This is a genomic window from Spirillospora sp. NPDC048824, assembly GCF_043198455.1.
Classification (GTDB): domain Bacteria; phylum Actinomycetota; class Actinomycetes; order Streptosporangiales; family Streptosporangiaceae; genus Spirillospora.
Map to the genome: position 1 here is coordinate 15,869 of NZ_JBICUS010000004.1, position 14,418 is coordinate 30,286.

General features: G+C 73.2%; 12 protein-coding genes. 9 read left to right on the forward strand and 3 right to left on the reverse strand.

What is annotated here, in order from left to right; translation table 11 throughout:
• Window positions 1-76 precede the first annotated feature (76 nt).
• The 8 genes from ACGFIS_RS09090 to ACGFIS_RS09125 all read left to right on the forward strand — a co-directional run bounded on the left by ACGFIS_RS09090 (window position 77) and on the right by ACGFIS_RS09125 (window position 9,187).
• Window positions 77-859 (forward strand): enoyl-CoA hydratase/isomerase family protein, encoded by a 783-nt coding sequence (locus tag ACGFIS_RS09090; protein ID WP_392901506.1) that lies wholly within the window; start codon window positions 77-79, stop codon window positions 857-859.
• A 126-nt stretch (window positions 860-985) separates the two neighbouring features.
• Window positions 986-1,765: an SDR family NAD(P)-dependent oxidoreductase gene (locus ACGFIS_RS09095; protein WP_392901508.1), complete on the forward strand. Its 780-nt coding sequence runs from the start codon at window positions 986-988 to the stop codon at window positions 1,763-1,765.
• Between the two features lie 220 nt (window positions 1,766-1,985).
• Complete coding sequence (locus tag ACGFIS_RS09100) at window positions 1,986-2,936, forward strand: acyl-ACP desaturase (RefSeq protein ID WP_392901510.1); 951 nt, start codon at window positions 1,986-1,988, stop codon at window positions 2,934-2,936.
• A gap of 41 nt (window positions 2,937-2,977) precedes the next feature.
• Window positions 2,978-3,799 (forward strand): serine/threonine-protein kinase, encoded by an 822-nt coding sequence (locus tag ACGFIS_RS09105; protein ID WP_392901512.1) that lies wholly within the window; start codon window positions 2,978-2,980, stop codon window positions 3,797-3,799.
• Between the two features lie 52 nt (window positions 3,800-3,851).
• Complete coding sequence (locus ACGFIS_RS09110) at window positions 3,852-5,771, forward strand: serine/threonine-protein kinase (protein ID WP_392901514.1); 1,920 nt, start codon at window positions 3,852-3,854, stop codon at window positions 5,769-5,771.
• Window positions 5,772-5,832: 61 nt separating this feature from the next.
• Window positions 5,833-7,158, forward strand: coding sequence for a hypothetical protein (locus ACGFIS_RS09115; RefSeq protein WP_392901516.1), 1,326 nt, complete (start codon window positions 5,833-5,835; stop codon window positions 7,156-7,158).
• Window positions 7,159-7,433: 275 nt separating this feature from the next.
• Window positions 7,434-8,213: an electron transfer flavoprotein subunit beta/FixA family protein gene (locus ACGFIS_RS09120; RefSeq protein WP_392901518.1), complete on the forward strand. Its 780-nt coding sequence runs from the start codon at window positions 7,434-7,436 to the stop codon at window positions 8,211-8,213.
• Window positions 8,214-8,236: 23 nt separating this feature from the next.
• On the forward strand, window positions 8,237-9,187 hold the full coding sequence (locus ACGFIS_RS09125) for an electron transfer flavoprotein subunit alpha/FixB family protein (protein WP_392901520.1): 951 nt from the start codon (window positions 8,237-8,239) through the stop codon (window positions 9,185-9,187).
• Window positions 9,188-9,251: 64 nt separating this feature from the next.
• Here ACGFIS_RS09125 and ACGFIS_RS09130 read toward each other — a convergent pair whose 3' ends face one another.
• The 3 genes from ACGFIS_RS09130 to ACGFIS_RS09140 form a co-directional block, all read right to left on the reverse strand.
• Complete coding sequence (locus tag ACGFIS_RS09130; protein ID WP_392901522.1) at window positions 9,252-11,054, reverse strand: serine/threonine-protein kinase; 1,803 nt, start codon at window positions 11,052-11,054, stop codon at window positions 9,252-9,254.
• A gap of 66 nt (window positions 11,055-11,120) precedes the next feature.
• Window positions 11,121-12,356 (reverse strand): MFS transporter, encoded by a 1,236-nt coding sequence (locus ACGFIS_RS09135; RefSeq protein WP_392901524.1) that lies wholly within the window; start codon window positions 12,354-12,356, stop codon window positions 11,121-11,123.
• A gap of 183 nt (window positions 12,357-12,539) precedes the next feature.
• Window positions 12,540-13,061, reverse strand: coding sequence for a TetR/AcrR family transcriptional regulator (locus ACGFIS_RS09140; RefSeq protein WP_392901526.1), 522 nt, complete (start codon window positions 13,059-13,061; stop codon window positions 12,540-12,542).
• 121 nt (window positions 13,062-13,182) lie between these two features.
• Between ACGFIS_RS09140 and ACGFIS_RS09145 the strand changes: the two genes are divergently transcribed.
• A complete protein-coding gene (locus tag ACGFIS_RS09145) occupies window positions 13,183-14,358 on the forward strand; it encodes a cysteine desulfurase family protein (RefSeq protein ID WP_392970367.1) in 1,176 nt (391 codons plus the stop codon).
• Window positions 14,359-14,418 lie beyond the last annotated feature (60 nt).

Below are 14,418 nucleotides of genomic sequence, written 5' to 3' on the forward strand. Positions count from 1 at the left end.
GACGCCGCCCGTCACACCGGCCCGGCCCCTGGCTAGGCTCGAAACGTTCCGCCGCCGAGTTTCATGGAGGGTCGCCGTGGGCGAGTTCGTACGGGTCGAGGTCGAGGACGGGATCGCGACGATCAGGCTGGACCGTCCGAAGATGAACGCCCTGAACGCCCAGATGCAGCGGGAGCTGATCGACGCGGCCCGGGAGGTCACGCAGGACGAGGCGGTCGGCGCCGTCGTCCTGTACGGCGGGGAGAAGGTGTTCGCGGCCGGCGCGGACATCAAGGAGATGGCCCCGATGTCGTACGCGCAGATGTCGGCGGGCCACTCGCGGCTGCTGCAGGACTTCGCGAAGGCGCTCGCCGGGATCCCGAAGCCGGTCATCGCCGCGATCACCGGGTACGCCCTCGGCGGCGGCCTCGAAGTGGCGCTGACCGCCGACTTCCGGGTCGCGGGCGAGGGCGCGAAGGTGGGGCAGCCGGAGATCCAGCTCGGCATCATCCCCGGCGCGGGCGGCACGCAGCGGCTGTCGCGGCTGGTCGGCCCGTCCAAGGCCAAGGACCTGATCTTCTCCGGACGGCACGTCGCGGCCGCCGAGGCCCTCGCCCTGGGGCTCGTCGACCGGGTCGTCCCGGACGCCGACGTCTACACGGCCGCGAGGGAATGGGCGGCGAGCTTCGTCGGCGGCCCCGCGATCGCGCTGCGCGCCGCCAAGCAGGCCATCAACGCGGGCCTGGAGGTCGACCTCGACACGGGCCTGGAGATCGAGCGCACCCAGTTCGCCGCGCTGTTCGCCACCGAGGACCAGGCCGCCGGCATGAAGAGCTTCATGGAGGAAGGCCCCGGCAAGGCGAAGTTCACGGGCCGCTGACGGCCCGCTCCCGCGCGTCACGGGATGACGTCCGCGGGATGCCGGAAACTTGGGGGCTGAAACGTTACGTGTGTTTTTGGGTGTGCTGCCCGGGGTTGTGGGGATCGGCCGATAGCATCTCCCGCCATGCGACACGCGTACCGAACCGCGCTCGTGACGGGCGCGTCCAGCGGCATCGGCGAGAGCTTCGCCCGCCTCCTGGCCGGCCGCGGCACCGATCTGGTGATCGTGGCGCGCCGGGCCGAGCTGCTGGACGGGCTGGCCCGCGAGCTCGTCGAGCGGTACCGGGTCGCCGTGGAGGTGGTGGCGGCCGACCTCACCGACCCGGGGCAGCGCGCCGAGGTCGAGGGGCGGCTGCGCGCCGACCCGGTCGAGTTGCTGGTCAACAACGCCGGGTACGGCGCTTTCGGAGCGTTCGCCGAACTGCCGCTGGACGACCATCTCGCGCAGATCGAGCTCAATGTGACCGCGCTCGTGCGGCTGACCCACGCCGCCGTGCCGGGGATGGTCGAACGCGGCCGGGGCGGGGTGCTGAACGTCGCGTCGATGGCGGGCTTCGCCCCCTCGCCCGGCAGCGCGACGTACGGGGCGACCAAGGCGTACGTGGCGGCGTTCTCCGAGAGCCTGCACGCGGAGGTCGCCGGCAAGGGCGTCCACGTGACGGCGTTGTGCCCCGGGTTCACCCGCACCGACGAGCAGTCCGGCGCGCACGGCCCGTCCAACCTGCTGTGGCTGCGGCGCGACGACGTGGCGGGCGCCGGGCTGGACGCGGTGTCGGCCGGACGTGCGCTGTGCATCCCCGGGATGCAGTACAAGGCGGCGTTCCCCGCGTTGAAGCTGGTCCCGAGACCGCTGCTCAGGGCCGCCGTCAACCGCATGTGGCAGCAGGCCGCCGACACACGGTGACGCCGGCACCGGGTGAGCGTTGTCACGCTGCTTTTGCTCGGGATCTACAAAACTCGCCGCGGGTTGATTGTCACGGCGCTGACTTGACGCACCTCGTGCCGAGTGGCGACGATCGAACCTACGCTTGAGTAGGTTGTGTACGGCCTGCTGGGCGGCCCTCTGATCGCCGCGGGCGCGGCGGCACCGTCCGGCAAGACCACTCGTCCAGCGAAGGAACCACATGTCCGTGACCCCCGAAGAAAAGTTCCAGACCGGCATGCTGATCGACCTCGAGCCGGTGGTCGAGACGGAGCTCAACCGGCACCTGTCGATGGCCAAGGAATGGTTCCCGCACCAGTACGTCCCCTGGAGCGAGGGCCGCGACTTCGACGGCCCGCTGGACGGCGAGCCGTGGTCGCTGGAGCAGTCGAAGCTGAGCGTGGAGGCGCGCGAGTCGCTCATCGTCAACCTGCTCACCGAGGACAACCTGCCCGGCTACCACCGCGCCATCGCCACCGTGTACGGCCGCGAGGGCGCCTGGGGCACCTGGGTCAACCGGTGGACGGCCGAGGAGAACCGGCACGGCATCGCCCTGCGCGACTACCTCACCGTGACTCGCGCGGTCGACCCGGTCGCGCTGGAGCGCGCCCGCATGCACCACATGGAGGCCGGCTACGAGGCCGACCACGGCGACTCGTTCCTGCACGGGACGGCGTACGTGTCGTTCCAGGAGCTCGCGACCCGCGTCTCGCACCGCAACACCGGCAAGGCGTCCGGCGACCCCGTCTGCGAGCAGATGATGACCCGCATCGCCGCCGACGAGAATCTCCACATGATCTTCTACCGGAACCTGATGGGCGCCGCGATGGAGGCCGCCCCGAACGAGACGATGCGGGCGATCACCGACGTCGTGACGACGTTCCACATGCCCGGGCACAGCATCGACGGCTTCCTCCGCAAGTCCGTCGTCATCGCCAACGCCGGCATCTACGACATGCGGCTCCACCACGACGACGTGCTCATCCCGGTGCTGCGCAAGTGGAACGTGTTCGACCGCACCGACCTGTCCGGCGACGGGGAGAAGGCCCGCGAGGAGCTCGGCGAGTTCCTGGAGCAGCTCGACGCGTCCGCCACCAAGTTCGAGACCCGCCGCGAGGAGCGCCGCGCCCGCCAGGCCGCCCGCAACGGCTGACTCCCGGGAACGGGAGCCCGTTTCCTGGCGTCAAAGGAGATATGGGGACATATCGGCGACTGGGCGGGTATCGGTTGCTGGACGAGATCGGCCGGGGCAGCACCGCGGTGGTGTACCTGGCGATGGATCACCGCGGCCGGGAGGTCGCGGTGAAGGAGCTGAGCCCGGAGCTGGTGGGGGAGCCGGAGGCGGTCAGCCGGCTGGCACGGGAGATGTCGGCGCAGGCGCGGGTCCGCAGCGCGTACGTGGCGCGGCTCCTCGGCGGCCAGGTCGCGGCGGAACGGCCGCACGTGGCCATGGAGTACGTGCCCGGCTGCCCGCTGGGCGATCTGGTCGGGGCGTACGGGCCGCTGCGGCACGACCGGCTCGTCCGGTTCGCGCGGCGGCTGGCGCTCGCGCTGGGGGACGTCCACGACGCGGGCGTGCTGCATCGCGACGTCGCGCCCGGCAACGTGATCGTGATGGGCGACCGGCCGACGCTGATCGACTTCGGGATCGCGCACGAGTCCGGCGCCGAGCAGATCACCAAGCGCGGGATGGTCGTGGGGACGCCCGCCTACCTGGCGCCGGAGCTGATCGAGGGGGAGCGCGCCACCGCGGCGTCGGACGTGTTCTCGTGGGCGGCGACGGTCGCGTACGCGGCGACGGGCCGGCCGCCGTTCGGGCGGGGCTCGCTGCACGGCGTGTGCTTCCGGATCCTGCGCGGCCAGGCCGACCTCGACGGCGCCCCGGAGCGGCTGGCCGGGCTGCTGCGGGCGGCGTTCCGGCGCGACCCGTCAAGGCGCCCGCCCGCGCGCTGGTTCGCCGGGGCGCTCGCGGACGGCGGCGCGGCCGTCAAGGGCGACGGCGTGGTGGCCGCCTGATGCGCGATTGGATCTTCCCGGCCGGATCGGCGAGGGTAGGGTTTCGGAAACGATGAAGGGAGCCGTCACGTCCGGGGACCGAATCGGCCACTACAGCGTGCTTCAGACCCTCGGCGAAGGGGGTATGGGCGTCGTCTACCTCGGCGCCGACTCCGAAGGGCGCAACGTCGCCATCAAGGTGCTGCGGCCCGCGGTCGCGGGGGACGCCACCGCGCGTCGCCGGCTGGCCCGCGAGGTCGACTCGATGCGCCGGGTGCACAGCCCGCACGTCGCCGAGATCCTCGACGCCGACGTGACGGCCGAGCAGCCCTACATCGTGACCCAGTACGTGCCCGGCCAGACACTGGAAGAGATCGTCGAGGAGTCCGGGCCGATCTACGGGCCCGCTCTGCAGCGGCTCGGGGTGGGGCTGGCGTCGGCGCTGTCGGCGATCCACGGCGCCGGGATCGTGCACCGGGACATGAAGCCCGGCAACGTGATGCTCGTGGACAGCGAGCCCGTCGTGATCGACTTCGGTATCGCGCAGGGCGCGGACGCGACGCGGCTGACCGCGACCGGCATGGTGATCGGTACCCCCGGCTATCTGGCCCCGGAGATCATCGAGGGTGAGGACGCGGGCCCGCCGTCGGACGTGCACGCCTGGGCCGGCACGGTCGCCTACGCCGCGACGGGACGCCCGCCGTTCGGCTCCGGCACCTTCGAGTCGATCTTCTACAAGATCATGCAGGGCACGCCTGACCTGGGCGGCGTGCCCGACGCGATGCTGCCCGTGCTGCGGTCGGCGATGGCGCGGAACCCGGCCGAGCGTCCCACCGCGGTCAATCTGGTGCAGCTCACCCGGCGCATCCACATCGAAGCCACCATCACCGACCAGACCCGGGTCGACCAGCACTACTCGCCCGGCATGTCGCAGCCGGTGGAGGAGCCCGCGCCCGACCACTCCCGGATGTTCTCCATGCCGGTGGCCGCACCGCCGCCCCAGGACACCCCGGCGCTTCCCACCACCCCGGGCGGGAGCGCGATCCCGGCGCCGACGCCCGCCCCGGCCCCGGCGCAGCCCAGCGACTTCGTGGGGCAGCTGCCGCCGGCGGCGCCCCCGCCCGTCCCGCCGCCGGGCCCCGCGCCCTACAAGGCGGGGGAGCAGTTCCAAGGACGCGGCTACGCGCCGCCGGCCCCCTACGCCCAGGGCGGATACCCGCCGCAGTACGGGCCGCCGCCGAACCAGCCGCCGCCGAACCAGGGGGCGCTTCAGCGCGGGCCGGGGCCGGCCCAGCCCGGGCCGTACGACCAGCGGGCACAGGACGCGCAGCGGCGCGCGGACGCGGCGCGCGGACCGGAGACACGCGGGGACAAGGACCGCCGCAAGCCCTACGGCTGGTACCGGGTGCTCAGCTTCATCGTCCTGGTGGCGCTGCTCGGGTTCGCCAACATCGTGCCGCTGCTCGCGCTCTTCGTCACCATCGGCGGCGTGCTCGTCCTGCGGATGGCGGACAAGGCCGCCAAGGGCATGGAGGGACGCCAGACGCGGCGGGGCCCACGCACGGGCGACGCGGTCGCGGCGGCGTTCCGGACGCCACTGCACCTGCCGGGCGCGGTGATGTCCACGGTCCTGTGGACGTCGCTCAGCGTCATGGCGGGGATGATCCTGCTCGGCGTGCTGATCTTCGCCAAGTCCGACATGACCGCATCGAAGGCCATCGCCTACTCCGCCATGGCGGTGATCGGGCTGCTGTGCCTCGCGCCGGGCAGCGGCGCGCCGCGGCGGCAGCTGGCCCGGATCTGGGGCGCGCTGCTGCCGCGCGCCGAGGCCGCGCTCGCCGGTGCCCTCATCCTGGGCGTCTTCGCGGCGGTGCTGGTCGTGATGTCCCAGGAGGGGCCGCCCGACACCACCCCGCTGGACGGGATGAGCCAGGACCTGGAGGGCCTGCGCGCCGACGTCCGCGAACTCGTCTCCGGCATTCCCGGCATGTAGCGACCCCTTCGTCCGGATCGGCCCGGCGGGACATCCCCGGTCGGTAGGGTGGCGACCCATTATGAGCGGCGAAACGAGCCACCAAGAGCACATCGGCCCCTACCGGCTGCTGTCCCGGCTGGGCGCCGGGGACGGCGCCGTCCATCGTGCCGCCGGGCCCGACGGGCGCGACGTGGCGATCAGGCTTCTCCCGCCGGGCGCGGCGCCCGACATCGCGCGGATGCGCGAGGTGCTCTGCCCCTACGTGGTGGACGTCCTGGACGGGGACGCCGCCGCGCCCACCCCGTACGTCGTGTCCCGGTTCGTTCCGGGGCGGCCGCTCGAGGAGACGGTCGCCGAGCGGGGCCCGATGCCGGGTGACGCGCTGCGCAGGCTGGCGTTCGGGCTGGCCAAGGCCCTCGCCGCCATCCATGGGGCCGGTCTCGTGCACGGTGAACTCGGCCCCGGGACGATCCTGGTCGTGGACGACGCGCCCGTCGTCATCGACTTCGGGCTGACGGCCGGTCCCACGGCGGCGGACGACGTCCGGGCGTGGGCCGCGGCCGTGGCCTTCGCCGCCGCCGGCGCGGCCGCCCGGGCCGCACCCGGCCCGCCGCCCCTGGACGCGCTGCCCGCGGACCTGCGCCCGCTGGCGGAGGCGGCCGCGGACCTCGATGCCGGTGTACGCCCGGATGCGGCTGAGCTGGTGGAGGCGACGTCCCGGCTGGAGTTGCCGTCCGCGCCGTCCACCCGTTCCGGCCCCGCTCTTTCCGCGGCGGCCACGCCCGCGCCCGCACCCGCGGCGACGCCCGTAGCCGCGTCACCGGATGCGGCCGGGGCCCCGGAGACGGCCGGCGGGGCGCAGCGGCTGGCCGTGGCGCGGGGCTGGGCGCGGCTGCTGGCGGCGATGGTCGTGGTGATCGCGGTCGCCCTGGTGGTCATCGCGCCGGTCGCGGGGCTCGTGCTGTCGCTGGGCGCCGTGACGCTGCTGCGGGTGGCGGGAACGACGGCGGGGGGCTGGGCGTGGGCGTGCGGGCGGACGCTGCTGACCGTCCCGTACGCGGCGGCGTTCACGGTCGCCGTTCCGCTCGGGCTCGTCGCGGTGTCGGCGGTGGGCGGGGAGATCGACTCGCTCAGCGCCGCCGCGTTCGGCGCCGGGGCGGGCGCGGCGGTGCTGTGGACGGCGCCGGGCGTCAACGGCCCGCGGCGTCAGCTGGAGAGGATGTTCGTGTCGGCCGCGCGGCGGCCGCGGCACATCGCGGCGGCGGGCGCCGTTCTCGGCGTCCTGGCCCTGCTCGCGGTGGTCGGGGCCCTGACGCTGACGCCGAGCTTCTCGCCGATGTACGGGCTGCAGAGTTCGGTGGAGGGCACCATGGACCGCCTGCAGACCGCCGTCAACCGGTTCTGAGACGTGAAGTGCGTCACGCCGGGTTCGGGACGCGGTGGTCGCCGCGAATCCGGCGGCCACGTGGGTAAGGTCTCACGAACTGGGATTTGCCGATAGGCTACTCGCAAGTAACATCTGTGGTGCACGGCCCTATCAGGGACCCGGCTCCGAAGCACGTTCGGGTGTTTGGCAGGCTGTGACTTCGAAAAGCATGTCCGCGTCGACCCGCCATGGGCGGCGCCCCTCCGCCGCTCAACTCGGCGGCCAACTGAGTGCAGGGAGGTCGGCCACCGGCCATGAACATCGTCGTCCTGGTGAAGCAGGTTCCCGATACGGAGAGCCCGCGCAAGCTGAAGTCCGATGACAGCACGCTCGACCGCGCTGCGGCGGACGGTGTCATCAACGAACTCGATGAGTACGCGATCGAAGAGGCGCTGCGCATCAAGGAGGCCCACGGCGGCGAGGTGACCGTCCTGACCATGGGTCCCGACAAGGCCACCGACTCGATCCGCAAGTCCCTGGCCATGGGCGCCGACAAGGCCGTCCACCTCGTCGACGACGGTCTCGCGGGCTCCGACGCGCTGCAGACCTCGTACGCCATCCAGCAGGCCCTCGGCCGCACCGGGTTCGACCTGGTGGTGCTCGGCTCGGAGTCCACCGACGCGCGCACCGGCGTCCTCGCCGCGATGCTCGCCGAGCGGCTGGGCGCCGCGCAGGTGTCGCTCGCCAACAAGGTCGAGATCGACGGGACGTCCATCAAGGCACAGCGCCAGACCGACTACGGTTTCGACCGGGTCGAGGCGAGCCTGCCCGCGGTCGTCAGCGTCGTCGAGAAGATCAACGAGCCGCGCTACCCCTCGTTCAAGGGGATCATGGCGGCCAAGAAGAAGCCGGTCGAGACGCTCGGCCTGGGCGACGCCGGCATCGACGCGTCCCAGGTGGGCCTGGCGAACGCCGCCACCGAAGTGGTCGACTTCGCCGAGGCGCCGCCGCGCGCCAAGGGTGAGATCGTCACCGACGAGGGCGACGGCGGCGCGAAGATCGCCGAGTTCCTCGCGTCGAAGAAGTTCGTCTGACCGGGGAAGGGGATTAGCGAAAAATGGCAGAGATTCTCGTCCTCGTCGACCACGTCGACGGTGAGGTCAAGAAGGTCACGCTCGAACTGCTGACGCTGGCGAACCGGCTCGGCGAGGCCGCCGCGGTATGGGTCGGCCCGGGCTATGAGAACGCCAAGGACAAGCTCGGCGAGTACGGCGCCGGCAAGGTCTACGTGGCCGCCGACGAGGAGCTGACCTCCTACGTCGTCGCCCCGAAGGCCGCGCTGCTCGCCCAGCTCGTCGGCGCCGGGTCCCCGGCCGCGGTGCTGGTCGCCGCGACCGCCGAGGGCAAGGAGATCGCGGGCCGCCTCGCGGTCAAGACCGGCTCCGGTGTGCTCACCGACGTCGTGGACGTCACCGACGGCTTCGTCGCAGAGCACTCCATCTTCGGCGGCGGGATCATCGCGCACGCCAAGGTGAAGACCGGCACGCCGATCATCGCCGTCCGGCCGAACTCGGTCGCCCCCGAGGCGTCCCCCGCCACTCCGGCGGAGGAGCAGGTTTCGGTCACGCTGTCGGACGCCGACAAGGGCGCCAAGATCGTCGAGAAGGTCGTCCAGGAGAAGGGCGAGCGCCCGGACCTGACCGAGGCCGCGATCGTCGTGTCCGGCGGCCGCGGCGTCGGCGGCGCCGAGAACTTCTCGATCATCGAGGGCCTGGCCGACTCGCTCGGCGCGGCCGTCGGCGCGTCCCGCGCCGCGACCGACGCGGGCTGGTACCCGCACTCGTTCCAGGTCGGCCAGACCGGCAAGACCGTGTCGCCGCAGCTGTACATCGCGGTCGGCATCTCCGGTGCCATCCAGCACCGGGCCGGAATGCAGACCTCGAAGACCATCATCGCCATCAACAAGGACCCCGAGGCGCCGATCTTCGAGCTCGTCGACTACGGGATCGTGGGCGACCTCTTCCAGGTCGCGCCGCAGCTCACCGAGGAGATCACCAAGCGCAAGTGACCTCGCGCGAAAGCCCCGGCGACGACCACCGGACCCCAAGGCCGTCGCCGGGGCCTTCCGCGTTTCACGAGCGCTTCGGGGACGGGTACGGGACGGCCGCCTGCAGCGCCGGCTTGAGCATCCCGCCGATGTCGGCGTAGGGGACGACCGTGTCCTGCAGCCCGCACGCCGACTCGTATCCGAGCAACTGGCCGTAGAAGGCCACCCGTACGCCCGTCGGCGTGAGGGCCATGGTGACGTCGCCGGACCTGATGAACGCGGACGGGTTGTCGGTGCCCCTGGGAAGCACGGTTCCGGGCGCCGCGGTGCGCGGTCCGCAGTAGACGCCACCGGGCAGGTTCGCCTTGATCTTCTCGTCCACCGGCGCGAGGCCCCGCTCGGCCGAATCGCGGAACAGGTCGAGCGGCCGGTAGGACGCGCCGGTCCGCAGATCCACGGTCACGGCCTGCGGCTGGTCCCAGCCCGACCCGCGGTCACCGCGCAGCGAGACGCTGTACCAGACCGACAGCAGCCTGTCGTTGCGCAGGAGTATCGCCGGCTTCACGACATCGGTGTAGGCGCCCCTGCCGGTGCGCCCCAGGCCGGTCCGCGTCTTGTCCCAGCGCTGTTCGAGTGGTGCCCGCAGCGCCTGGTTGATCTTACGGTTGAGCGCGGCGCCGCCGCCGGTGACGCGCACGATCCGGCCCTGCGCCCGGAACGTCGCCCCGTTGCCGATGTCCCGCTGCGGCTCGCTGAGCGCGGCCAGCCGGGCCACGACCGGCTTCGGCCCGGGCGCCTCGTCCGCGACGGCCACGTAGACCGCCGCGCCGCCGCCCACGGTCACCGCCGCCGCCCCGCCCGCGACGGCGGCCGTGCCCTTCGCGCCGAGCGTCCCCAGGACGCCCTTGCCCGCCGCTCCCGCCGCCCCGGCACCCCCCGTCCCGGCGGCTCCGCCCGCGCCCGCCGCCCCGCCGGCGGCTCCCGCGGCGCCCGCAGACGCACCGCCCGCGCCGAGGCCGAGCGCGGTGAGCGGGAACAGCATCGCCAGCGCGGCGGCGGCCCCCGCGAGGGTGCGGATGCCGCGTCCCTCCCAGTCGGGCCCGTACGCGGCGGAGGCGGCCGACTCCAGTTCCGAGACGAACGCGGCGGCGCCCGGCGGACGGTCCCACGGGTTCTTGGCCAGGCCGCGCACGATCAGCGGCCGGAGCGGCTCGGGGACGTCCCCGGCCGGGATCGGCGCGGTCAGATGCCGGCCCATCAGCCCGGCCTGGTCCTCGGCGGAGTAGGGGCGGCGGCCCGTCACGCACTCGAAGAACACGCACGCCGCCGCGTACACGTCGGTCGCGGGCGACGCGGGTTCGTCCCGCCACTGCTCCGGCGCCATGTAGACGGGGGTCCCCGCCCGTCCCGTCGCGCCCGCGTCGACGGCGATTCCGAAGTCGATGAGCTTGCTCAGCCCGTCGCCGCGCACGATCACGTTCGCGGGCTTGTAGTCGCGGTGCACGATGCCGAGGCCGTGAGCGGCGGCGAGGCCCCGCAGCGACCCCTTGAGCAACGCCAGGGCCGCCTCGGGCGCCAGCGGCCCGGACTCGGCCAGGACGGCCTTGAGGGACGCGCCGTCCACGGCCTCCATGACGATGGCGGCGCCGTCCGGCGTCTCGACCAGCCCGTAAAGGCCGGCGATGTACGGGTTGCGCAGCCGGCTCAGCAGGCCGGCCTCGGCGCGGAACCGGCCGCGGAACTCCTCGTCTCCGGCCAGGGAGCCCGCGAGGTACTTGATCGCGGCGGGGCGGCCGGTGGCGTCGTGCCGCGCCAGCACCACGCGTCCCTGCGCGCCCTCACCGAGAGGCCGCAGCTCGCTGTACCCGGCAACCCGCCACTCGCCCATCCATCAGCCCCCATCGCCAGGAATGGTCCTGATGGGTTATACCGGATCGGGTGGCGGGTCGGCCGTTCAGGCCGCGATGGGTTCGGGCCGGGTGTCGTTCGGATCGTCCGCCCGCGCGGGCACCGCGGCGGTGACGGCCGGTGCGGCGGCGTCCGTGCCGGTGCGGAGCGGGACGAAACGGGCACCGGCGGCGATGAGCAGGGCCAGCACGACGACCGTGCCCACCCCCACCCGCAGGGACGTGGCCTCCGACAGGAAACCGACCACGACCGGGCCGAGGAGGAGACCTCCGTAGCCCATCGCGCCGACCTGGGCGACGGCCGCGGCGGGCCGGTCCGGGGCGGCGGTCCCGGCCAGCGAGATCGTCGTCGGGACGACCGTGCACACCACCAGCCCGGTCACGAAGAACCCGGCGATCGCGACGCCCGGTCCGGGAGCCAGCACGACGACGCTCATGCCGAGCGCGGTGCCGAGCCCGGCGCCGGTCAGCAGCCGCCGGGTGCCGACGCGCATCCGGACCCGGTCGCCGACGAGCCGGCCGAGCAGCATCGCCAGCTCGAACACGGGGTAGCCGGCCGCCGCCACCGCCTCGGTGGCGCCCATCTCGTCGTGCAGGAGCAGGCCGCTCCAGTCGGCGATCGAGCCCTCCGTCATGAACGCGATGAACGCGAGGACGCCGATCAGGTACACGGCGGGCGGGAGGCGGCGCGCCCTGCGTCCCGTCCCGGACGCGGCGCCGGCCTCCGGGCGGGCGGGGTCGGGCAGGTAGGTGCGGCCGAGCGCGAGGCCGGCGGGCATCGACAGCAGCGCGGCGGTCAGCACGGTCGTGGTGAACCCGAACCCGGCCGCGGCCGTGACGACGCCGAACACGCCGCCGCTCATCGCGCCGACGCACCAGCCGGCGTGCATGCCGCTCATGACGGGCCGGCGGTACGCCCGCTCGACGACGCTGCCCTGCGCGTTCATCGCGATGTCGGTGATCCCGAACGTCATCCCGAACAGCACGACGGCGGCGAGCAGCACGCCGTAGGAAGGGGCGAGCGCGATCGCCGCGAAGGACAGCGAGGTCAGCGGCAGCGCGGCCCGCAGGACGGCCCGGCTGCCGGCGCGGGACATCACGCCGCGCAGCGCCTGCATCGCCACGATCGCGCCGAGCCCCCAGACGAGGACGACGATGCCGATCTCGCCCTCGGTCGTCCCGAATCTGGCGGCGAGCGCGGGCATTCGCGCCACCCACACTCCGGTCAGCAGACCTGCCAGTGCGAAGGTCAGGAACGTCCCCGAACGGGCGCGCAGCAACATGGTTCACCTCTTTCTCGGCTCGGCGGGGCGCGGTGTGCGGCCCGTGGTGGCAAACGTCGTGGCGGCGGCCGTCATGTGGCGGACGCCGTGGTGGGGACGTCGTGGTGGGGACGTCATGGAACGCTCCAGACCCTCGGGCCCGGATCGCTCAGGTTGTTCGGCGGGGCGCGGGGCGCCCGGGGGTCATCGCTCCAGCAGGTCCAGGAGCCGCTGCCTCAGCGCTTCGAGCTGGTCCGCGTCGTACAGCCCGGGATCATGGCTCACCACTTCCCAGAGGCCCTCGGCCGCCAGCCGGACGACCGTCGCGGTGCCGGGGTCGGGGTCGTCCGCGGGGGCGCGGCCGTGCCAGCGCCGCATCGCCTCGTTCAGCGGCTCGGCCTGCTCCGGGTCCGCCGCGGCGGCCGTGATGGCCGACCATCGCCGGTAGGCGCGGGCCTCGCCGGTCAGGATCTCGAACGTGGCCTCGACGTAGGCCCGGGTGTAGGAGCCCGGCGCGCCGTCGTCGTAGGAGGCGATCAGGTCGTCGAACTCCTCGATGACCCGCGCCACCATCGCCCTGACGAGCACGTCCTTGGTGGGGAAGTGGTAGAGCAGCCCTCCCTTGCTGACGCCGGCGCGGTCCGCGACCGCGGTGAGCGTCAGCGCCTGGGTCCCCTGCTCGGAGAGGACGGCTTCGGCGGCGTTCAAGAGGGCTTCCTTCGTCATGATGATTTTACTGTACCGGCTGGACGGTATAGATCGTAACCGGAGGTCCGCCCCCGCCATTCCCGCAACCGCACGGGCACCGGAGGGGAACAGGGGCGGCGTGGATACTGTTGACCCCGTGGTGACCTACCTCGACCATGCAGCGACGACCCCGATGCTGCCCGAGGCCATCGAGGCGATGACGGCGGAGCTGCGCGAACTCGGGAACCCGTCCTCGCTGCACGCGGTGGGGCGGCGCTCCCGCCGGGTCGTCGAGGAGTCCCGCGAGATCATCGCCGAGGCGTTCGACGCCCGGCCGAGCGAGGTCGTGTTCACCTCCGGCGGCACCGAGGCCGACAACCTCGCCGTCAAGGGCCTGTACTGGGCACGCCGCGCCGCCGACCCCGCCCGCACCCGCGTCCTGGCCGGCGCCGTCGAGCACCACGCCGTCATGGACGCCGTGCAGTGGCTCGCCGACCACGAGGGTGCCCGCGTCGACTGGATCCCCGTGGACGAGCGCGGCCGCGTCCGCCCGGAGACGCTGCGCGAGGCGCTCGGCTCCGGTGACGATGTCGCGCTGGCGACCGTGATGTGGGCCAACAACGAGGTCGGCACCGTCCAGCCCGTCGCGGAACTCGCCGCCGCGGCCCGCGAAAAAGGCGTCCCGCTGCACACCGACGCCGTCCAGGCCGCCGCGACGCTGCCCGTGGCGTTCGGTACGAGCGGCGCGCAGGCGCTCACCCTCACCGGCCACAAGCTCGGCGGCCCTCTCGGCGTGGGCGCGCTGCTGCTCGCCAAGCCCAAAGAGCCCGTCTTCCTCGACCCGGTCCCGCTGCTGCACGGCGGCGGCCAGGAACGCGACGTCCGGTCGGGGACGCTCGACACGCCCGCCATCGCCGGGTTCGCCGCCGCCGTCCGCGCCACCGTCGCGCACCGCGACGCCGAGGCGCGGCGCCTCACCGAACTGCGCGACCGGCTGATCGACGCCGTCCGCGCCGCCGTGCCCGACGCGATCCTCAACGGCGATCCGGACGACCGCCTCCCCGGCAACGCGCACTTCACCTTCCCCGGTTGTGAGGGCGACGCCCTGCTCATGCTGCTGGACGCGCGCGGCATCGCCTGCTCCACCGGTTCGGCGTGCTCCGCCGGCGTCTCCCAGCCCAGCCACGTCCTGCTGGCGATGGGCACCGGCGCGGAACGCGCCCGCGGCTCCCTGCGCTTCACCCTCGGCCACACCTCCACCGAGGCCGACGTGAAGGCCCTCGCCGACGCCATCGGCCCCATCGTGGAACGCGCCCGCCGCGCCGGCCTCAGCTGACCGGAGTTTGAACGTCCCTTGAACGGGGACAGCATTGCCGTTCCCAAGGAAGGCGGTGCG

What these genes read in the sequence shown, in the direction of transcription:
- ACGFIS_RS09120 (WP_392901518.1), top strand. Translation starts at nt 7,434, where the DNA reads ATGAACATCGTCGTCCTGGTGAAGCAGGTTCCCGATACGGAGAGCCCG.
- ACGFIS_RS09105 (WP_392901512.1), top strand. Translation starts at nt 2,978, where the DNA reads ATGGGGACATATCGGCGACTGGGCGGGTATCGGTTGCTGGACGAGATC.
- ACGFIS_RS09115 (WP_392901516.1), top strand. Translation starts at nt 5,833, where the DNA reads ATGAGCGGCGAAACGAGCCACCAAGAGCACATCGGCCCCTACCGGCTG.
- ACGFIS_RS09110 (WP_392901514.1), top strand. Translation starts at nt 3,852, where the DNA reads ATGAAGGGAGCCGTCACGTCCGGGGACCGAATCGGCCACTACAGCGTG.
- ACGFIS_RS09100 (WP_392901510.1), top strand. Translation starts at nt 1,986, where the DNA reads ATGTCCGTGACCCCCGAAGAAAAGTTCCAGACCGGCATGCTGATCGAC.
- ACGFIS_RS09125 (WP_392901520.1), top strand. Translation starts at nt 8,237, where the DNA reads ATGGCAGAGATTCTCGTCCTCGTCGACCACGTCGACGGTGAGGTCAAG.
- ACGFIS_RS09130 (WP_392901522.1), bottom strand. Translation starts at nt 11,054, where the DNA reads ATGGGCGAGTGGCGGGTTGCCGGGTACAGCGAGCTGCGGCCTCTCGGT.
- ACGFIS_RS09135 (WP_392901524.1), bottom strand. Translation starts at nt 12,356, where the DNA reads ATGTTGCTGCGCGCCCGTTCGGGGACGTTCCTGACCTTCGCACTGGCA.
- ACGFIS_RS09095 (WP_392901508.1), top strand. Translation starts at nt 986, where the DNA reads ATGCGACACGCGTACCGAACCGCGCTCGTGACGGGCGCGTCCAGCGGC.
- ACGFIS_RS09140 (WP_392901526.1), bottom strand. Translation starts at nt 13,061, where the DNA reads ATGACGAAGGAAGCCCTCTTGAACGCCGCCGAAGCCGTCCTCTCCGAG.